The sequence below is a fragment of the Streptomyces sp. NPDC088124 genome, assembly GCF_040685895.1.
Classification (GTDB): Bacteria; Actinomycetota; Actinomycetes; order Streptomycetales; family Streptomycetaceae; genus Streptomyces.
On record NZ_JBFBJB010000060.1, the window covers coordinates 22,685 to 42,402 of the forward strand.

Genomic DNA, 19,718 nt, shown 5'->3' on the forward strand with positions numbered 1-19,718 from the left:
TCGCCGCCCGCCACCACCCGGACGTCCGGCGTTACTTGATGGTGAAGCCCTGCTCCGTGCCGTAGGCACTGGACTGCTTCTGCCAGGCGGCGAGGCCGTCGGACAGCGGTGTGCCGGAGACGTACGCCTTGCCGACGGTGTCGTTGAAGATCGAGTTCGAGTAGACCTGGAAGGGCAGGTACGTCCAGCCGGGCACGACCTCGGTAGCCGACTGCGAGAAGACCTTGTTGATCTCCTGGCCGCCGAAGTAGTCGAACTTCGTGTCCAGGAACTCCTTGGACGTCAGATCGGCGGTGGTGGCGGGGAACGCGCCGTCCTTGATACGGGACTTCACCCCCGCGCCGGCGGCGGCGTACTCGGTGAACGCGTAGGCGAGTGCCTTGTTCTTGCCCACGGCGGGGATGGCCAGGGAGCTGCCGCCGCTCTCCGCGCTGGCCTTCGCGCCCGCCTTCCACTGCGGCAGCGGGGCCACTCGCCAGTCACCCGACGCCGCGGGCGCGCCCGTCTTGAGGTTGGTGGGCATCCAGGCACCGGTGGCCAGCGTGGCGATGGTGCCGTCGCCGAGCGCCTTGAACCACTCGTCGGTCCAGGAGGTGATGGGTGCCAGCAGCTTGCCGTCGATGAGCTTCTGCCAGGTCTTCGCGTACGTGGTGCTGCCCGCGTCGGTGAAGTCGATGCTGACATCGGTGCCGTCCACCTTGTACGGGTGGCCGCCGGCCTGCCAGATCATGCTGGTGGCGAAGCCCGACTCGCCGGTGTCGGCGGTGATGAAGACCTTCGGGTCGGCCTTCTGCAGCTTCTCGGCCGCCGTCACGTACTCGTCCCAGGTGGCCGGGACCGCGATCTTGTGCTTGTCGAAGACCTTCTTGTTGTAGTAGAGCGCCATCGGGCCGGAGTCCACCGGCAGTCCGAAGACGCTGTCGCCGGACGTGACGGCGTTCCACGGGCCGGGGGAGTAGGTGCTGCCGAGCTTGTCCGCACCGTACGGGGCGAGGTCGGCGACGGACTTGGCGAGGGAGAACTGGCTCAGTGCGAAGTACTCGATCTGCGCCACATCGGGGACACCCTTGCCCGCCGATATCGCGTTCTGGAGGGCGGTGTACTCGTCCTTCGAGGTGCCCGCGTTGACGACCTTCACCTTCACCTTGGGGTGCGCGGCCTCGAAGTCCTTCGCCACCTTGGGGATGGTGCTGTCCCAGGTCCAGACCGTGAGGTCGCCGCCCTTTTCGAGGGCCGCCTTCACATCGTCGGGGTTCCCCGAGTCGGAGCTGTTGTCGTCGGAGGAACCGCCGCAGGCCGTCAGGGTGAGGGCGAGGGCCAGTACGGAGGCCAGACCTGCGCCGCGCACGGACCGGCGCGCTGTGTTGAACATCAGAGTCATCTCACTTCGTTGTCAGAGAACTGCCGAAAGCTGGGAGAACGCGGGAAAAGCGGGAATCGCGGGAGAACGAAGGGGCGGACGTCACTCCTTGACGCTTCCGGCGGCGAGCCCCGACTGCCAGTACCGCTGGAGCAGCAGGAACGCGGCGATCAGGGGCACGATGGTGAGCAGGGAGCCGGTGATCACCAGGTTGAAGATGGCCTCACCACCGTTGGTCTGTGCTTGCTCGTTCCAGGAGTTGAGTCCCAGGGTGAGCGGGTACCAGTCAGGATCCTTCAGCATGATCAGCGGCAGGAAGTAGTTGTTCCAGGTCGCCACCATGGTGAACAGGAGCACCGTCACGATGCCGGGGGCGAGCAGCGGCAGACTGACCGTGAAGAACGTACGGATCTCGCTCGCGCCGTCGATCCGGGCGGCCTCCAGCAACTCGGTGGGGATCGCCTCGGCGGCGAACACCCACATCAGGTAGAGGCCGAACGGTGAGATCAGCGAAGGGATGATCACCGCCCACGGGGTGTTGGTCAGCCCCATCTTGCTGAACATCAGGAAGGTCGGCACCGCCAGCGCCGTACCGGGAACGGCGACGGCGCCGATCACCACCGCGAACACAGCGCGTTTGCCGGGGAACTCGAACTTGGCGAGGGCGTAGCCGCCGAGCACCGCGAGGAAGGTCGCGCCACCGGCTCCCACCACGACGTAGAGCAGTGTGTTCAGCAGCCAGCGGACGAACACACCGTCGTTGTAGGTGAGGGTGTCGGCGATGTTCCCGAAGAACGCGAAGTCGCTGTCGAACCAGAGTCCGGCGGAGCCGAGCAGACCGGCCTGGGTCTTCGTCGAGTTGATGACCAGCCAGACGAGCGGCACCAGCGCGTAGACCAGGACCAGCCCGGTCAGTACGGTGAGCAGCACACTGCGGCGCGGGCGGTTGACGCTGTGTTGTCCGGGGCGGGGGGTGCGCAGCCCGGTGACGGGACGGGGCGCGCGCTTCTCGCCCGGGGCAGCGGGGGCAGGGGCGGTGGCTCCCATCGTCACGCTTCCTTTCGCATGCCGCGGAGCTGTACGGCATACGCGATGATCATGGTGAAGATCCCCATGATGATCGCCACCGTGGCCGCGTAGTTGTGCTGCTGGCCCGAGAAGGCCAGCGAGTAGGTGTAGAAGTTCGGCGTGAAGTCCGTGGTGATCGTGTTGCGCGCCAGCTTCTGGAGGACGCTCGGCTCGTTGAAGAGCTGGAAGCTTCCGATGATCGAGAAGATGGTGGCGATGACCAGCGCGCCCCGGATGGCGGGCAGCTTGATCGCCCCGATGATCCGGAGCTGTCCCGCGCCGTCGATCTCCGCCGCCTCGTAGAGCGAGTGCGGGATCACTCGCAGCGCCGAGTAGAAGATCAGCATGTTGTAGCCGACGAATTCCCAGGTCACGATGTTGCCGATGGAGGCGAGCACCAGGCCGGAGGAGAGCGGGTCGGGCAGCGAGACGCCGAAGGCGTCGTTGATGTTGCCGACCAGGCCGAAGCGGGTGCCGTACATGAAGCCCCACATCAGCGCGGCCACCACGGCGGGCACGGCGTACGGCAGGAAGATCGCGATCCGGAAGAAGTTCTTCCCGTAGAGCCTGCCGCTGTCGATGGCCAGTGCGACCAGCAGCGCGATCCCGAGCATGATCGGCACCTGGACGGCGAGGAAGAGGGTCACCCTGCCCAGCGCGGACCAGAAGTTCGGGTCCTCCAGGGCGCGTTGGTAGTTGTCGAAACCGACGAAGGAGGTGCCGCCGACGAGCTGGGTGCGGAAGACGCTCAGATAGATCGAATAACAGATCGGTGCGAGGAAGACCAGCGCGAAGACCGCCATGAACGGGCCGATGAAGCCCCAGCCGATCAGGGCCCGCCTGCGTCGTGGGCCCCGTGGCAGGGCGGGGCGTCCCGCTGTGGAAGGCGGTGACATCGTCGTCATGGCTGTTCCTCGCTGGTCGTCCTCGGCACCCGGCCCGCCGGGTGGAAACGTCCGTATCAAGCCGTGGCCCGAAGCGGGCGCCGGCGCTGATGTTTACGTAAACATCGATAGGTGGGATGCTTGCATCGGCCCCTGCGAGGCGTCAAGATTTCGGCTGGTCTCAGTTGAATCAAGCAGGTCGGGACGGTAACGGCCCGGTGCGCCGCGGCGAGTTGACCGGCGAGCGGAGTCACGGGGCCCCGGGAGCCCGCTCGCGATCGCGCGACGGGCCGCAACGGCGACGGAAACACGGGAGTGGGAGTGGAGGAGACGGTGGACAGGGCCCGGCGGGCGGTGGGCGCGGACGAACGGCCGCCGCAGGACGAGGCGGGCCCGGGGCCGCGAGGCCGGCGGCGCCGGGTGTCCATGGCGGACGTGGCCCGGCGGGCCGGCGTCTCCTCGCAGACCGTCTCCCGGGTCTCCAACGGCCATCCGGGCGTGGTCGACGCGACGCGGCAGGAGGTGCTCGCCGCGATGAAGGAGCTGGGCTACCGCCCCAACAGCGCGGCCCGCGCCCTGAAGAGCGGCGAGTTCCGCACCATCGGCATCATCCTGTTCACGCTCTCCACCACCGGCAATGTCCGCACCCTCGACGCCATCGCCACCGCGGCGGCGCAGCAGGGGTACGCCACGACGCTGCTCCCGGTCGCCGTGCCCACCCAGGACCAGGTGCGGGGCGCCTTCACACGGCTGGGCGAGCTGGCCGTGGACGCCATCATCGTGATCATGGAGGTGCATCTGCTGGACGCCGCGACGGTCACGCTGCCCCCCAACGTCGGTGTGGTGGTCGCGGACTCGAACGCCGGGGACCGCTACAGCGTGGTGGACGTCGATCAGGCGGGCGGCGCCCGCCAGGCGGTGCGCCATCTGCTCGGTCTGGGGCACCCGACGGTCTGGCATCTCGCCGGACCCGAGGAGTCCTTCGCCGCGCAGCGGCGGGCCGACGCCTGGCGTGCCACCCTGCGCGAGGCGGGGTGTCCGGTGCCCCCGCCGCTGCGCGGCGACTGGTCGGCGGAGTCGGGGTACCGGGCGGGGCTGCGGCTGGCCGCCGAGCCGGAGTGCACGGCGGTCTTCGCGGCCAACGACCAGATGGCGCTCGGCCTGCTGCGCGCGCTGCACGAGTCGGGCCGCGCGGTGCCCGGCGAGGTGAGCGTGGTCGGCTTCGACGACATCCCGGACGCCGGTTCGTACATTCCGCCGCTCACCACCGTCCACCAGGACTTCACCGAGGCGGGACGGCTCTGTGTGGAGGGCGTGCTGCGCCAGATCAACACACGCGAGGAGGAGCGCGGCACCACCCTCGTCCCCACCCGGATGGTGATCCGCCGGTCCACCGCGCCGCCGCCCCGGCCCGGGGCCTGAGCCGGCGGCGACGGCTCGGGCGGCACGGGGGCGACGGCTCGGGCGGTACGAGGGCGGGCGGCACGGGCGGTACGAGGGCGGGCGGCTCGGGCGGTACGAGGGCGGGCGGCACGGGGGTGGAGCGGTTCCGCCGCTCACCCGTGCCGCCCGCCCCGTGTCAGGCGGCAGGCCGCTCCCCCGATGCGGCCTGCCACCGCGCGGTGGTCCACGGCAACGCCACCTGCCCGGTGACGAACGAGCTCCACAGCCCGATCCGCAGCGTCCCGCCGGGGCGCGCCGAGGTTTCGGCGAAGCTGACCGGGCGCCCGCCGGTCCGCCGGACGGCGCCCCACTCCAGCTCGAAGCGGCTGGTCCCGACCCGCTCGCCGGGCGGGACCGCGGTCGGCGGCAGGATCTCGTCGAGGGCCCACCCGTAGCCCTGCTGCCGGTAGGGGCCGGTGACCCGCTCCCAGGTGAGTTCCAGGATCGCGCCGGTCGCGGGGATCACGACCAGGGCGCCGCGCGCCCCGCCGGGGTGCCGGGTGTTGAAGGCGAGGACCTCCGCGGTGCCCGCCGGGTAGGCGTGCGAGGTGCCCCGCCCCACCAGCGAACCCTCGGGGCAGGCCGCCGCGCCGCGCTCCTCGATCACCGGGCGCGCGCACCGCGGGAACGCGTCGGGGCGGAAGCCGAGCGACGCGTCGAAGAGGAAGACAAAACGGCGCGCGGCCGCGGGCGGCCCCCCGGACTCCGTACGGCTGACCCGGTCGAAGGCGACCCGTACGCCGCGCGGGGTCGCACCGTCCGAAGTGACCCGCGCGGTCAGGGAGTCGAGGTTCTCGGGGCCAGGGACATCGGGCTCGTACGGGCGCTGCGGGCCGCCCGGCGCCGGGTCGGGCGGCGGGACACTGCCCGCGGCGGCCCCGGTGACGGGTGCCGCGGCCCCGGCGGTGGGTGCCACTGCCCCGGCCAGCAGCGTCGCGAGCGCCCCGGCCACGCACACGCGCCGCCGTACGCCCCCGCGGTACCGGGCCCCGCCACCCCGGCCCGTGCCGCTCTTGCCGGCACCGCCCTGGCCGCCCCCGCTGCCGCCCCCACTGTCCCTGCCGTCCCGTGCGCGCACCGCTGGCCTCCGTCCGTGGACCGGTTCCCTTCCCCCTCATGCTCGCCCGGCGAGGCGGCCGCTCCCGATGCCCTGCCGTACCTGGGTAAGGGCGTACCCAGGTACCGGTGGAACCAGGAAGGACAATGAACACCATGGGGAAACAAGGAGAGTTGGGAGAGTTCCTGCGCTCGCGCCGGGCCCGGATCCGGCCGGAGGATGTCGGATTCGCCTCCGGGTCCGGACTCCGCCGGGTGCCCGGGCTGCGCAGGGAGGAGCTGGCGCATCTGGCGGGCGTGAGCGTCGACTACTACGTACGGCTGGAACAGGGCCGCAATCGCAGTGTCTCCGACGCGGTCCTGGGGGCCGTCGCCGACGCCCTGCGGATGGACCGGGACGAGCGCGACCACCTCTTCCGGCTCGCCCGCCCCCGGAAGGCGGCCACCGGGGAACCGTCCGGGGACGGCGGGGTGCGCCCCGAGATGCGGCGGCTGCTCGACTGGATCAGCGCACCCGCGCTGGTCCTCGGCCGCCGGATGGACGTCCTCGCCTGGAACCGCCCGGTATGCGGCCTCATCACCGACTTCGGCCAACTGCCGCCGCGCGAGCGCAATCTGTGCCGGCTGCATCTCCTGGACACGGAGATCGGCGGCCGCTATCCCGACCGCGACATGATCGCCCGCGAGGCCGTCGGCCATCTCCGGATCGCGGCCGGAGCCTTCCCCGACGACCCCGAACTGTGGGAACTCGTCGACGAACTCAAGGCCAGGAGCCCGGAGTTCCGGCACCACTGGGCGCGGCACACCGTACGGACCAAGGCGTTCGGGCTCAAGCGCATCGACCACCCGGAGGCCGGCCCGCTGACCCTCTCGTACGAGATCACCCACTTCCCGCAGGACACGGAGCTGAGCCTGCTCGTCTACACCGCGGCCCCCGGCACGCGCGAGGAACGCGCCCTGCGGAAACTGGCCGCGCGCTGACCGGCCGGATCCCCGGAGGGCCCGCGCCACGACCCGTTAGCATGCGGTGATCACCACGGTGACCTGGCGAGAGGGGCGGGCATGCGCGCGGAGCAGTGGACCGGAGTCGTCACCTACCACGGGGAAGGGCCCGGATGGGACCCCGGGACCGGCCGGCTGAGGGTGGTCGACATGCTCGCCGGTGACCTGCTGACCTTCGGCGCCGACGGCGGCGAGGCCCCCGAACGCCACCACCTCGGCGAGGTCGCCGCGGCCTGGCGGCCCCGCAGCTCCGGTGGTGTCGTCGCGGCCGTCGAGCGCGGCTTCGCGCTGATCGCGGCGGACGGCACGGTGACCCGCGGCGAGGAGCTCTGGAGCGATCCCACCATCCGGATGAACGAGGGCGGCTGCGACCCGGCCGGCAACTTCTACTGCGGGTCGATGGCGTACGACGTCCGCCCCGGCGCCGGCCGGATCTTCCGGCTCACGCCCGGCGGCGAGACCTCCGTCGTCCACACCGGCGTGACCATCTCCAACGGTCTGGCCTGGTCCCCGGCGGGCGACTTCGCCTACTACGTCGACACTCCCACCCAGAGCGTCGCCCGGGTGACGGTCGACCCCGTGACCGGCCTGTTCGCCACCCCCGAGCCCTGGGTGCGCGTCGACCCGGCCGACGGTGCGCCCGACGGGATCACGGTGGACGCCGAGGGTGGCGTGTGGGTCGCGCTCTGGGGCGGCTCCGCGGTCCGCCGCTACACCCCCCAGGGCGCGCTCGACACCGTGGTGGAGGTGAACGCCCGCCAGGTCAGCGCCTGCGCCTTCGGCGGCGACGACTACCGGCGGCTGTTCATCACCACCTCGCGCGAGAACGTGCCGGACGACGAGGACCCGGCGGCGGGCGCCGTGTTCGTCGTCGAACCGGGGATCGCCGGGCGCGCGCCGCTGCCGTACGCCGGATAACGGCCGGGAGAAGCCGCGAGAAGCCCGGAGAACGCGGCTCACAGCCCCGGCGCGCCCCAGACGGGGAACCAGCGCGCGAGGTCGGGCTCGATCCGCAGATCGTCCCCGAGCACCGCTCTGACCTGCAGTTCCCGTTGGTTGTCCCGCTTCTCGGCGCCGCCGGGCAGCGGGGCGAACGGATAGAACGTGCCGCGCTTGTAGAGATAGACCAGCGCCAGGGGCCGCCGTTCCGTGTCCCGGAAGCCGATCAGGGAGCAGAGCAGCTGCGGGCCGAAACCGCCGTCCTGGAGCAGTGTGTTCACCGCGTGCAGATCGTTGACCAGGGAGGCCGTGTCATCGGGGGGCCGTTGTGAGAGCAGCCAGGTGTAGCCGTACGGGTCCTGGCTGAAGGTGACCGGCGCCCCGGCCCGCTCCCGCGCGGTGTCCGCGTCCAGCAGCTCCCGTACGTCCTGCCGGATCCGCGCGAATCCGCCGCCCTCGACGCCCGCGAAGCACACCGAGCCGAGCCCGGTGGGCACGTACCCCGCGCCCGCCTCCAGGGTGAGCGCGGCGGACGGGAGGGAGAAGAGCTGGTCGAGCTGGGGGCGGACGGGCTTGCTGCGGCCGAGAATGGTGTCGAGAAGGCCCACGGGACCAGCTCCTTCACGGGGTGGGCGGGGCGCCCGGACCGGGCGGGAGAACATGACCGGAGGCGGAGGCGGAGGCGGAGGCGGAGGCGGAGGCGGAGTCGGCAGAGGGGGCGGAGGCGGGGGCGGTCACGGGCGGGCGAGTTCGGCGGAGATGCGGGCGAGCTGCTCCAGCCGCTGTTCGAGTGTCGGGTGCGAGGAGAGCAGCCGGCCGAGGCTTTCCTCGGAGGAGAAGGCCGGGACGAAGTAGAACGCGTTGTACGGCTCCGCCTTCCGCAGGTCCTCGGTAGGGATCCGCGCCATCTGGCCGCTGACCTTGGTCAGCGCGGACGCCAGCGCGGAGGGCCGGCCGGTGAGCAGCGCGGCGGTCCGGTCCGCCGACAGCTCACGGTAACGGGAGAGCAGCCGGGTCAGCAGAAAGCCGACCGCGTACACCACCGCGCTGACCAGCGGAATCAGCATGATCGCGATCCCGGCGGGGCCCGCGTTGCGGGCGTTCCTGGCCAGTCCGCCCCACAGGGAGATCCGGGTGATCAGGCCCGCGAGCACACCGAGGAACGAGGCGATGGTCATCACGGCGACATCGCGGTGCGCCACGTGCGACATCTCATGGGCGAGGACGCCTTCCAGTTCCTCCGGCTCCAGTCGGCGCAGCAGCCCGGTCGTGGCGCAGATCAGCGCGCTGCGTTCGTTGCGCCCGGTGGCGAAGGCGTTGGGCATGTCACTCTGCGCGATGGCGACGCGGGGCTTGGGCATGTCGGCCAGCGCGCAGATCCGGTCGACGGCGCCGTGCAGGGCGGGCGCCTCCTCGGGCGTCACCTCGCGGGCGCCCATGCTGAACGCCGCGATCCTGTCGCTGAACCAGAACTGCGCGACGAACAGACCGCCGACGAAGATCAGGATGATCGGCCAGGCGTGGTTCAGCACCGCCAGCAGCACACCGACCAGGACCACGTACAGCAGGCCGATCAGGAACATGGTGGTCACCATGCGCGTGGTCAGACCGCGGTCCGGGGTGTAGCGGTTCCGTGTCATCGTCGCCTCCACTCACTCTCCCTCCTGCTATTTTCCTCCTTTCCCGGGCAAACGGAATAAGAGCCCCATATGGACGACGGAACCGGCGGACCCCTGACAGGGGCCCGCCGGTCCTCTTCCGCGTGGGGGGAATCGAGTGGGTGTCGCGCGGGGGTGTTACAGCGCCGGGTAGGCGTTCTTCAGCAGCTCCTGGAACTGCGCGGAGAACCAGTCACCCGAGAGCGGCGCGTTGGGCAGGGCCCCCGACATGTGGTTGTTGTTGCGCGGGTTGCCCTCGTACGTCGGGTCGCACATCCGGTCGAAACCCTTGCCCTGGTCGTTCGGGATGACCTTGCTCGCACCGTCGGACTCGCCCGGGGGCTTCATCCAGACGTACGCGTCGATCCCGGCGGCGGGAGCGGCCTTCGGCCGTTCGCCGAGCCCGGCTCCGGACTGGTTGCACCAGTTGCCCAGGTGGATCCTGCGGTCGTAGCGCCCGCCGTCCACATACGTGTCCACGGTGCTCTGCGCGCCGGGTCCGGCGGGCCGGGCGGAGCCGCCCCAGCCGTTGCGCGAGGTGTCGATCAGCATGCCGATGCCGGACTGGAAACCGACGCCCACCAACTCCTGGCGGAAGGCCTGGGCGAACGACTGCTCGTCGACGTAGCGGTTCCAGTCCACCCACTTCGACTCACGGACCGACTTGCCGGCCACGCTGTCGTTGATGGTGAAGTTGTTCTCCTTCGTCGCACCGTAGTTGGCGGTGTTGACGATGAACCCGGCGACCTTGTCGACCGTGCTGCCCTCGGCGGTCGCGGCCTGCTTGAAGATCTGCGCCGAGGCGTTGAAGTTGTCGTCCCAGCCGATCCAGCCGTGGTGTCCGGCGTCCACGTAGTTGTAGACGTTGGCGACGGCGCCCAGCTTGTTCAGGGCGTAACCGACGCCCTTGATGTAGTTGCCGTTCGCCTTCATCACGTCGCACTGGGGGGTGACGGTGGGCCGCGGCGAGACGTTGGTGACGAGGTTGGGCAGGGAGTCGATCTCGACCGTGGTCACGATCCGCAGGTTCGCGTACTTGGTGTCGGCGAGGATCGCGGCGATCGGGTCGATGTACTCCCGCTGGTAGCGGGTGATCTCCGTCGGGCCCAGCTCGCCGTTGGAGGCGAGCGCGGCGCAGTCACGGCCCGGCAGGTTGTAGATCACGAGCTGGATGACGAACGGGTTGCCCGCCGCCTGCCGCAGCGCCTCGTCGAGGTGGGCGCGCAGCCCCATCCCGCCGTTCACGCCGTTGATGGCCGCGATCCGGTCCAGCCAGACCCCGGTCGGCTGGTTGGAGACCTTGGTGCCGCCCGGCTCGGCGGCCGCCTTGCGCGACCACTCCGGGTTCACGTACACCCCGGCGCCCGCGTACGGGTTGTCGACCCTGGCGCTCGGCCCGGTCGGCGGGGTGGTCGGCGGGGTCGTCGGCGGGTCGGAGGGGGTGCCACCGCCGGGCACGTTGCAGGTGACGCCGTTGAGCTTGAACGTGGTGGGGACCGCGTTCGTGCCGGTGACATCGGCGTTGAAGCCGAAGGAGGCCGAGGCGCCGGTGGACAGTGTGCCGTTCCAGGAGGTGTTGGTGGCGGAGACCGCCGTCCCGCTCTGGGTGATGGTGGAGCTCCAGCCCTGGGTCACCTTCTGGTTGCCCGCGAAGCTCCACTCCAGCTTCCAGGAGCTGACCGCGTCACCGGTGTTGGTGACGGCGACGGCGGCGGAGAAGCCGCCGTTCCAGGAGCTCTGGACCTTGTAGTCGACCGTGCAGCCGGCCGCCGCGGCAGCGGCCGGCCCTTGCAGCACGGTCGCCGTGCCGGTCGCGGCGGCGACCAGCGCCAGCGCGGCGAGCACCGCCGTCCGTGCTCGGCGCGGAGGGGTGATGGTGCGGCTCATGAGAGTCCCTTCAGATGGTCACGGAGTCCGGCGCCGAAGGAGGTCGGCGTGCCGTTGTAGTCGCTGATCAGAGCGGGGCCCGAGGAACAGTCCCAGGTGTTCCAGGTCCAGCCGAGGTAGGACGCGCCCCGGCCGTCCAGCCAGGTCATGACCCGGTCGATGTACCCGTGCGAGCAGGTGTTCTCGCCGATCTCGCCTGCCACGAGGGGCACTTGGGCGAGCACCGGAGCGAGCTGTTCGTTCCAGCAGCTCTCGTTCGAGCAGGTGTTGAAGTTGTACGTGTGCCAGGCGGCGGCCGTGTTGCCCGCCGGATCGGACGGCCGGTACTTCAGCCACTGACGCATGTCGTTCGAGTAGGCGATGCCGGGGATCAGCACCAGGTTCCGGGCTCCGGTCGCCCGCACCGCGTCGAGCAGGGACTGCATCCCGGCGACCCGGAAGTCGATGCCGGGGCAGCTCCCGCCGTCGCGCCAGCAGGTCCACGCGGCGTCCGTGCTGCTGGTGGCGCGGTCCGGGAAGGGCTCGTTGAAGAGGTCGAAGACCACCGCCCGGTCGTCCTTGAAGGTCTGGGCGACCGAGGACCAGAACGCCGGTGTGTACTGCGCGTTCGGCATCGGCTTCTGGCAGGTCGCGTACTCGGTGTCCGGACAGTGACTGTCACCGCCGGTGTACTTCCCGTGGGACCAGTGGAGTTCGACCACCGGTGTGATGCCGTGCGCCTCCAGCCTGGCCACGTACGCCTTGACCGCCGCGATGTAGTTCGCGCCGGAGTAGGCCGCGTTCACGTTCGGGAGCCCGAGCCAGCACTCCTCGTTGAGGGGGACCCGTACGGTGTTCACCTTCCAGTCCGCGATGGCCCGGACCGACGCGTCGTCCACCGGTCCGTCGAAGAAGCCGTAGCCCTGGACGCACATGAACTCACCGCCGGAGCGGTTGACGCCGAGCATGCGGCGGGTGGCGCCGTTCTGGTCGACCAGCTTGTTCCCCGAGACACGGAGCTGGGGCGGTGCGCCGCCCGGGGCGGGCGGGTCGGTCGGTGGCTCGGTGGGGGGTTCTGTCGGATCGGTCGGGTCGCCGGGACCCGTGTCGCCCCCGCACGCCACGCCGTTGACCTTGAAGGCGGTGGGCGCGGGATTGGACCCCGACCAGGACGCGGTGAACCCCGCGCTCACCGAGCCGCCGGTGGGGATCCGGCCGTTCCAGCTCTCGTTGACCGCGGTCACGGTCCTGCCCGACTGCGACCACTTCCCGTTCCAGCCCTGGGTCACCTTCTGCGTACCCGGGAAGTCGAAGGTGAGGGACCAGCTCTCGACCGGGGACCCGTGGTTGGTCAGTGTGACGTCGCCCTGGAAGCCGGCGTCCCACTGACCGGTGGTGCGGTACTCGACGGTGCAGCCGGCCGCGGTTCCCGACGCGGCCGCCTGCGTGGCGACTGTTCCCGAGACGGCCAGGGCCGTCGCGGCCAGCAGTGCGCAGAGGCGTGGTGGTGCTCGCATGGAGCGACTCCTCGATGGCCCGCACGCCGCCTGACACGGCGTACGACTGATGGAAGCGCTCCCACTGGTTGGCTTCGACGTTAGCGCCGAAGTGGCGTGAGTCAACAGCCCCGTTGAATTCTTTTACCTGTCAACTCGCCCGGACGTGCGTCTTGTTCAAAGACTTGACAGGTGCACGGTCCCGCTCGACGCTTGGGAGCGCTCCCACTGGTTCGAGTCCCCTTCCCCCCACCCGCACCGGACCGCGAGGAGGACCCCTCCATGCTCGGCATGCTCGGCTCACGAGGCTCGCCACCAGGCGCGTCAACCCCGCCCAGAAGGGTCCGCGGGCCGCGCGGACCCCGTCGGGTGCTCATTGCCCTCGCCGCCGCCCTCTCCCTGCCTCTCGGTCTGACCGCGGTCACCGGCACACCCGCACAGGCCGCCGCGGTCCAGTGCGGAGTCGACTACAAGACGAATGACTGGGGTTCCGGTTTCACCGCCGATCTGACGATCACCAACCGGGGCACGGAGGCCGTCTCCGGCTGGACCCTCACCTACGGGTACGCCGGCAACCAGACGCTCACCAGCGGCTGGAACGGCACCTGGTCGCAGTCCGGCAAGAACGTCACCGTCAGGAACGCCGCGCACAACGGCACCATCGCGCCCGGTGCCTCGGCCTCCGCCGGCGCCAACTTCACCTACAGCGGCACCAACGCCGCGCCCACCGTCTTCGCCGTCAACGGCGTGACCTGCACGGGCGCGCACCAGCCGCCCATCGCCGTACTGACCGGCCCGGCCCCCGGCGCGCTGTTCACCGCGGGCGGCACCATCCCGATGGCCGCCACCGCCGCGGCGGCCGACGGCGCGGGCATCACCAAGGTCGAGTTCTACAGCGACACCACGCTGCTCGGCACCGACACCACCTCGCCGTACACCTTCGACTACACCAATGTCCCGGCGGGCGACCTCTCGCTCTACGCCAAGGCGTACGACGGCCAGGGCGCCGCCGCCGAGTCCACCCCTGTCGGGGTACGGGTCACCGCGGGCCCCGCGATCGTCGCGACGCCCGGCCAGCTCGGCGTGCAGCAGGGGAAGACGGGCACCTTCGCCGTCAAGCTCTCCACCCAGCCGAGCGCGAACGTCAACGTCACCGTGGCCCGCACCGCGGGCAACACCGGCCTGACGGTCACCGCGGGCTCCGCCCTCACCTTCACGCCCGCCAACTGGAGCACCACCCAGCAGGTGACCGTCACCGCCGCGGCCACCGGCACCGGCGCGGCCACCTTCACCGCGAGCGCCACCGGACAGGCCAAGGCGGAGGTGACCGTCACCCAGCTCGCCGCGTCGACCACGTACGACGCCCGGTTCCTGGAGCTGTACGGCAAGATCACCGACCCGGCCGCCGGCTACTTCTCGCCCGAGGGGATCCCGTACCACTCCGTCGAGACGCTGATCGTCGAGGCACCCGACCAGGGCCATGAGACGACCTCGGAGGCGTACAGCTACCTGATCTGGCTCCAGGCGATGTACGGCAAGGTCACCGGCGACTGGACCAGGTTCAACGGCGCGTGGGACATCATGGAGAAGTACATGATCCCCACCCACGCCGACCAGCCGACCAACAGCTTCTACAACGCCTCGAAGCCCGCCACCTACGCGCCCGAGCAGGATCTGCCCTCGCAGTACCCCTCACAGCTCAACAGCAACATCCCGGTGGGCAACGACCCCATCGCGGCCGAGCTGAAGAGCGCGTACGGCACCGACGACATCTACGGCATGCACTGGATCCAGGACGTCGACAACGTCTACGGATACGGCAACGCCCCCGGCACGTGCGAGGCAGGCCCCACCGATCAGGGCCCCTCCTACATCAACACCTTCCAGCGCGGGCCGCAGGAGTCGGTCTGGGAGACCGTCACCCAGCCCACCTGCGACGCGTTCAAGTACGGCGGCACCAACGGCTATCTGGACCTCTTCACCAAGGACGCCTCGTACGCCAAGCAGTGGAAGTTCACCAACGCCCCCGACGCCGACGCCCGCGTCGTCCAGGCCGCCTACTGGGCCTCGGAATGGGCCAAGGAGCAGGGCAGGGGAAGCGCCGTCTCGGCCAATGTCGCCAAGGCCGCGAAGATGGGCGACTACCTCCGCTACGCCATGTACGACAAGTACTTCAAGAAGGTCGGCGACTGCGTGGGCGAGAGCGCCTGCCCCGCGGGCAGCGGCAAGAACAGCTCGCACTACCTGCTCTCCTGGTACTACGCCTGGGGCGGGGCCACCGACGCCTCGGCCGGCTGGGCCTGGCGCATCGGCTCCAGTTTCAGCCACAGCGGCTACCAGAACCCGATGGCGGCGTGGGCGCTCAGCTCGTACGCCGATCTCAAGCCGAAGTCGGCCACCGGCCAGCAGGACTGGTCCACCAGCCTCAAGCGCCAGGTGGAGTTCTACCGCTGGCTCCAGTCCTCCGAGGGCGGGATCGCGGGCGGCGCCACCAACAGCTGGCAGGGCCGGTACGCGACGCCCCCGGCCGGGACCCCGACGTTCTACGGCATGTACTACGACGAGGCCCCGGTCTACCACGACCCGCCGTCCAACCAGTGGTTCGGCTTCCAGGCGTGGTCCATGGAGCGCGTGGCCGAGTACTACAACCGTACGGGTGATGCCGCCGCCAAGGCGGTGCTGGACAAGTGGGTCACCTGGGCCCTGTCCAAGACCACCGTCAACCCGGACGGTACGTATCTGATCCCGTCGACCCTCCAGTGGTCCGGCAAGCCCGACACCTGGAACGCCACCAGCCCCGGCGCCAACACCGGGCTGCATGTCACCGTCGCGGACTACACCAACGACGTGGGCGTGGCCGCCGCGTACGCCAAGACCCTCTCGTACTACGCGGCGAAGTCCGGCCACGCGGCGGCGAAGACCACCGCCAAGGCGCTGCTGGACGGCATGTGGGACCACCACCGGGACGCGCTGGGCATCGCGGTCCCCGAGACCCGCGCGGACTACAGCCGGTTCGACGACCCGGTCTACATCCCGAGCGGCTGGACCGGCACCATGCCGAACGGCGACCGGATCGACGCGAACTCCACCTTCCTGTCGATCCGGTCCTTCTACGAGAGCGACCCGGCCTGGTCGAAGGTCGAGGCGTACCTCAAGGGCGGCGCCGCGCCCACCTTCACCTACCACCGCTTCTGGGCACAGGCGGACATCGCGCTCGCCCTCGGCTCGTACTCCGACCTCTTCGAATAGCGCCACGGGGGGTGTGAGGAACAGCGCCACCGCATGACGGCGGAGGGTCCCGGCTGTCGCCCGCCGGGGCTCTCCGCGCCATGCGCGGTGGCGTGTTCACCGGGGCGGCCCTCAACTCCCTTCAGACACCGTTCCTTTACGACCGTTTGATGTATTTATGGCGTACAGAATTGACAACGCGAGGTCAAATCCTGGTTTCTGATCTGTCGCAACGTGTCCCGTGGATGGCACTCTCTGGACGGCTCGCCGCGCGTAGATCATCGCGGCGAGCCGGCTCCGCAGCACTCGCACACCTCTCAGCACCTTCGGGCGACGGACTCACCCCAGGCCGTCGCTTCCCCACAGGGGACCGCCCACCGGCGGTCCGACACTCTTGGAGACTGAGTGAGACTCGAAGCTTCCACCCCCCGCAAGGCCGTGCGTCTGACGGCGCTCGTCGCCTCCGCCGCCATGGTCGTGGTCGCGGTCCAGTCGGGCACGGCCAGCGCCCAGCCCGACCCCACCAGGGAGAGCGGCGCCACCGCCCTGGAGCTGACCCCCGCGCAGCGCGTCGAGGCCATCAGGTCCGCGCAGGCGGACACCGCGAGCGAGGCGAGGACCCTGGGCCTCGGCGCCGCCGAGAAGCTGGTGGTCAGGGACGTCGTCAAGGACGCCGACGGCACGGTCCACACCCGCTACGAGCGGACCTACCAGGGCCTGCCCGTGCTCGGCGGTGACCTCGTCGTCCACGAGAGCCCGGCCGACGGGCGGAGCGTCACCAAGGCGACCACGGCCCGCATAGCCGTGGCCTCCACCGACGCCGCGGTGGCCGCCTCCACCGCGAAGTCGAAGGCCCTGAAGGCCGCGTCGGCGGAGAAGACCGCGGACGCGGCGGCCGAGAACGCGCCCCGCAAGGTGGTCTGGGCGGCCTCCGGCACACCCGTGCTGGCCTGGGAGACCGTCGTCAAGGGCGTCCAGCCCGACGGCACGCCGAGCGAGCTGCACGTCGTCACCGACGCGGCCACCGGCGCCGAGCTGTTCAAGGACGAGGCCGTCAAGACCGGCACCGGAACCGGCAAGTACAACGGCTCCGTCACGCTCGGCACCACCAAGAGCGGCACCACCTACAACCTCACCGACGGTGGGCGCGGCAACCACAAGACGTACGACCTGAACCAGGGCACCTCGGGCACCGGCACCCTCTTCACCGACGCCGACGACGTCTGGGGCGGCGGCCGGCAGACCGCGGGCGTCGACGCGCACTACGGCGCCGCGGAGACCTGGGACTTCTACAAGAACGTCGTGGGCCGCAACGGCATCAAGAACAACGGTGTCGGCTCCTACTCGCGCACCCACTACGGCAACAGCTACGTCAACGCCTTCTGGCAGGACTCCTGCTTCTGCATGACGTACGGGGACGGCTCGGGCAACGCCAACGCGCTCACCTCCATCGACGTGGCCGCCCACGAGATGACCCACGGCGTCACCGCGGCGACGGCCAACCTCACCTACAGCGGCGAGTCCGGCGGTCTCAACGAGGCCACCTCCGACATCTTCGCCACCGCGGTCGAGTTCTACTCCAACACGTCGACCGACCCGGGCGACTACCTCATCGGCGAGAAGATCAACATCAACGGAGACGGCACCCCGCTGCGCTACATGGACAAGCCGAGCAAGGACGGCGCGTCCAGGGACTACTGGTCGTCCACGCTCGGCAACGTCGACGTCCACTACTCGTCGGGCCCGGCCAACCACTTCTTCTACCTGCTGTCCGAGGGCAGCGGCGCGAAGACCATCAACGGCGTGAGCTACAACAGCCCCACCTACAACGGCGCCGCCGTCACCGGCATCGGCCGCGACAAGGCCATCCAGATCTGGTACAAGGCGCTCACCACGTACATGACGTCCACCACCAACTACGCGCGGGCGCGCACCGCGACCCTGAGCGCGGCGGGCGCCCTCTACGGCACGACCAGCGCCGAGTACAAGGCGGTCGGCGCCGCCTGGACCGCCATCAACGTCGCCTGACGGTCCGCCCCCTCGGCGCTCCGGCGCCACCCGGCGCGCCACCACGGGGGCACGGTCCGCGCGTTCCTTGCGCGCGGACCGTGCCCCTTCGCCGTAGGGTGCGGTCCATGGCCGGACATAAAGGGCAGGACACGGGTCCTCCCGCGCACCCCCCGGGGCCGCCCCGCCCCGCCGCGCCGGACCCGCGGCGGTGGAAGGCGCTGGCGGTCTGCCTGGTGGCGGGGTTCATGACGCTGCTCGACGTCTCCATCGTCAACGTCGCCCTGCCCTCCATCCGCGAGGGGCTCAGCACCCCGGTGTCCGACCTCCAATGGGTGATCTCCGGATACGCCCTCGCCTTCGGCCTCTTCCTGATCCCCGCGGGCCGGCTCGGGGACGCCCGGGGGCGGCGGCCGGTCTTCATGTGGGGGCTGACCCTCTTCGTCCTCGCCTCCGCCGCCTGCGGAGCCGCCCAGTCCAGCCTCTGGCTGGTGCTCGCCCGGCTGGTGCAGGGACTCGCGGGCGGCCTGGTCTCCCCGCAGATCTCCGCCCTGATCCAGCAGCTCTTCGCCGGCCGGGAACGGGGCCGGGCCTTCGGCATGTTCGGCACGGTCGTGGGTATCTCGACCGCCGTCGGCCCGCTGCTGGGCGGCCTCATCATCCAGGCGGCCGGCGCGGAGGAGGGCTGGAGGTGGGTCTTCTACGTCAATCTGCCGCTCGGCGCCGTCTGCCTGGTGCTGGCCCACCGGCTGCTGCCCGACACCCCGTCGGCCGGCCGGGTCACCCCGCGTCAGCTCGACCCCGTCGGCGTGCTGCTCCTCGGCGGCGGGATCCTGGCGCTGCTGCTGCCGCTCGTCCAGTCTCAGCAGTGGCACGGGGCCGCGAAGTGGCTCCTGCTGCCGGTGGCCGCCGCGCTGCTGGCCGGCTTCGTGGGGTGGGAGTCCCGGTGCGGTACGCGCGCCACCCAGCCGGTCCTGGACCTCTCCCTCTTCCGCGTCCGCTCCTTCCGGCTGGGCTGCCTGCTGATCCTGCTGTACTTCGCCGGGTTCACCACCGTCTTCTTCATCAGCACGCTCTACCTCCAGAGCGGACTGCACTACACCGCCCTCCAGGCGGGCCTGGCCATCACCCCCTTCGCGCTGGGCTCGGGGGCGGCGGCCGGCCTCGGCGGGCGGCTGGTCGGCCGGTTCGGCCGGCCGCTCGTCGCCGTCGGGCTGATCATGGTGACCGTCGGCCTCGCGGCCACCGCCCTCGCCGTACACCTGGTACCGGGGCGGGGCGTCGGGTGGGCGATGGCGGCGCCCCTGCTCCTGGCCGGGGTGGGCAGCGGACTGGTCATCACGCCCAACCAGACCCTCACCCTCGCCGAGGTGCCGGTGCCCATGGCGGGCAGCGCCGGGGGGACTCTGCAGACGGCCCAGCGGGTGGGATCGGCGGTCGGGATCGCCGCCGTGGGCTCCGTCTTCTTCGCCGAGGTGACGCCCGACGGCTGGGCCACGGCGTTCGACCACGGACTGGTCGTCTCGGTCGGGTTCGTGGTGGCGGCGCTGCTGGTCGCCCTCGCCGACATCGCCGTGGCCCGGCGTACGGAGAGACGGCGCGACGCCCCGGCGCGCTGACGGTCCGGCACACCACGGGCCGGCGACGAGCCGCCGAGGCCGCCACCGCGTACGAAATCCGCCACCAGGCAGAAGAATCCGCCATCAAGAAG

General features: G+C 70.6%; 14 protein-coding genes. 6 read left to right on the plus strand and 8 right to left on the minus strand.

The window, feature by feature from the left end; translation table 11 throughout:
- Positions 1–31: 31 nt before the first annotated feature.
- The 3 genes from AB0P17_RS34985 to AB0P17_RS34995 all read right to left on the minus strand — a co-directional run bounded on the left by AB0P17_RS34985 (position 32) and on the right by AB0P17_RS34995 (position 3,333).
- Complete coding sequence (locus tag AB0P17_RS34985) at positions 32–1,372, minus strand: extracellular solute-binding protein (protein ID WP_365817527.1); 1,341 nt, start codon at positions 1,370–1,372, stop codon at positions 32–34.
- A 90-nt stretch (positions 1,373–1,462) separates the two neighbouring features.
- Positions 1,463–2,407 carry a carbohydrate ABC transporter permease gene (locus AB0P17_RS34990; RefSeq protein WP_365817529.1) on the minus strand — a complete coding sequence of 315 codons (945 nt, stop codon included), beginning with the start codon at positions 2,405–2,407 and terminating at the stop codon, positions 1,463–1,465.
- Positions 2,408–2,409: 2 nt separating this feature from the next.
- On the minus strand, positions 2,410–3,333 hold the full coding sequence (locus tag AB0P17_RS34995) for a sugar ABC transporter permease (RefSeq protein ID WP_365817531.1): 924 nt from the start codon (positions 3,331–3,333) through the stop codon (positions 2,410–2,412).
- 405 nt (positions 3,334–3,738) lie between these two features.
- Here AB0P17_RS34995 and AB0P17_RS35000 point away from each other — a divergent pair, with 405 nt between their 5' ends.
- On the plus strand, positions 3,739–4,734 hold the full coding sequence (locus AB0P17_RS35000) for a LacI family DNA-binding transcriptional regulator (RefSeq protein ID WP_365817587.1): 996 nt from the start codon (positions 3,739–3,741) through the stop codon (positions 4,732–4,734).
- Between the two features lie 157 nt (positions 4,735–4,891).
- On the opposite strand, the gene AB0P17_RS35005 is transcribed toward AB0P17_RS35000, so the two are convergent.
- Entirely contained in the window at positions 4,892–5,833 is a 942-nt protein-coding gene (locus tag AB0P17_RS35005; RefSeq protein ID WP_365817533.1) for a hypothetical protein, read from the minus strand.
- Between the two features lie 134 nt (positions 5,834–5,967).
- Between AB0P17_RS35005 and AB0P17_RS35010 the strand changes: the two genes are divergently transcribed.
- The gene (locus AB0P17_RS35010; protein WP_365817535.1) at positions 5,968–6,792 is read left to right on the plus strand and encodes a helix-turn-helix transcriptional regulator; all 825 of its coding nucleotides are present in this window, start codon (positions 5,968–5,970) and stop codon (positions 6,790–6,792) included.
- Positions 6,793–6,873: 81 nt separating this feature from the next.
- Positions 6,874–7,731 carry an SMP-30/gluconolactonase/LRE family protein gene (locus AB0P17_RS35015; protein WP_365817537.1) on the plus strand — a complete coding sequence of 286 codons (858 nt, stop codon included), beginning with the start codon at positions 6,874–6,876 and terminating at the stop codon, positions 7,729–7,731.
- 38 nt (positions 7,732–7,769) lie between these two features.
- Here the strand turns inward: AB0P17_RS35015 and AB0P17_RS35020 are convergent, their stop codons facing one another.
- From AB0P17_RS35020 to AB0P17_RS35035, 4 genes are all read right to left on the minus strand, one after another.
- Entirely contained in the window at positions 7,770–8,360 is a 591-nt protein-coding gene (locus tag AB0P17_RS35020) for a hypothetical protein (RefSeq protein ID WP_365817539.1), read from the minus strand.
- Positions 8,361–8,486: 126 nt separating this feature from the next.
- Positions 8,487–9,392 (minus strand): zinc metalloprotease HtpX, encoded by a 906-nt coding sequence (gene htpX, locus AB0P17_RS35025; RefSeq protein WP_365817541.1) that lies wholly within the window; start codon positions 9,390–9,392, stop codon positions 8,487–8,489.
- A 156-nt stretch (positions 9,393–9,548) separates the two neighbouring features.
- Positions 9,549–11,297: a glycoside hydrolase family 6 protein gene (locus AB0P17_RS35030; RefSeq protein ID WP_365817543.1), complete on the minus strand. Its 1,749-nt coding sequence runs from the start codon at positions 11,295–11,297 to the stop codon at positions 9,549–9,551.
- Positions 11,294–12,793: a cellulose binding domain-containing protein gene (locus AB0P17_RS35035; RefSeq protein WP_365817545.1), complete on the minus strand. Its 1,500-nt coding sequence runs from the start codon at positions 12,791–12,793 to the stop codon at positions 11,294–11,296. The genes AB0P17_RS35030 and AB0P17_RS35035 overlap by 4 nt, the downstream gene beginning before the upstream one ends.
- A gap of 270 nt (positions 12,794–13,063) precedes the next feature.
- On the opposite strand from AB0P17_RS35035, the gene AB0P17_RS35040 reads away from it, so the two are divergent.
- The 3 genes from AB0P17_RS35040 (at position 13,064) to AB0P17_RS35050 (ending at position 19,626) form a co-directional block, all read left to right on the plus strand.
- Positions 13,064–16,021, plus strand: a complete 2,958-nt coding sequence (locus AB0P17_RS35040; protein ID WP_365817589.1) for a glycoside hydrolase family 48 protein — start codon at positions 13,064–13,066, stop codon at positions 16,019–16,021.
- Between the two features lie 384 nt (positions 16,022–16,405).
- The gene (locus AB0P17_RS35045) at positions 16,406–18,028 is read left to right on the plus strand and encodes a M4 family metallopeptidase (RefSeq protein ID WP_365817547.1); all 1,623 of its coding nucleotides are present in this window, start codon (positions 16,406–16,408) and stop codon (positions 18,026–18,028) included.
- Positions 18,029–18,135: 107 nt separating this feature from the next.
- Complete coding sequence (locus AB0P17_RS35050; protein WP_365817549.1) at positions 18,136–19,626, plus strand: MFS transporter; 1,491 nt, start codon at positions 18,136–18,138, stop codon at positions 19,624–19,626.
- Positions 19,627–19,718: the final 92 nt, after the last annotated feature.

Coding starts and splice junctions, on each gene's coding strand:
- AB0P17_RS34985 (WP_365817527.1), bottom strand. CDS start 1,372: ATGTTCAACACAGCGCGCCGGTCCGTGCGCGGCGCAGGTCTGGCCTCC.
- AB0P17_RS34990 (WP_365817529.1), bottom strand. CDS start 2,407: ATGGGAGCCACCGCCCCTGCCCCCGCTGCCCCGGGCGAGAAGCGCGCG.
- AB0P17_RS34995 (WP_365817531.1), bottom strand. CDS start 3,333: ATGACGACGATGTCACCGCCTTCCACAGCGGGACGCCCCGCCCTGCCA.
- AB0P17_RS35000 (WP_365817587.1), top strand. CDS start 3,739: ATGGCGGACGTGGCCCGGCGGGCCGGCGTCTCCTCGCAGACCGTCTCC.
- AB0P17_RS35010 (WP_365817535.1), top strand. CDS start 5,968: ATGGGGAAACAAGGAGAGTTGGGAGAGTTCCTGCGCTCGCGCCGGGCC.
- AB0P17_RS35015 (WP_365817537.1), top strand. CDS start 6,874: ATGCGCGCGGAGCAGTGGACCGGAGTCGTCACCTACCACGGGGAAGGG.
- htpX (WP_365817541.1), bottom strand. CDS start 9,392: ATGACACGGAACCGCTACACCCCGGACCGCGGTCTGACCACGCGCATG.
- AB0P17_RS35030 (WP_365817543.1), bottom strand. CDS start 11,297: ATGAGCCGCACCATCACCCCTCCGCGCCGAGCACGGACGGCGGTGCTC.
- AB0P17_RS35035 (WP_365817545.1), bottom strand. CDS start 12,793: ATGCGAGCACCACCACGCCTCTGCGCACTGCTGGCCGCGACGGCCCTG.
- AB0P17_RS35040 (WP_365817589.1), top strand. CDS start 13,064: ATGCTCGGCTCACGAGGCTCGCCACCAGGCGCGTCAACCCCGCCCAGA.
- AB0P17_RS35050 (WP_365817549.1), top strand. CDS start 18,136: ATGGCCGGACATAAAGGGCAGGACACGGGTCCTCCCGCGCACCCCCCG.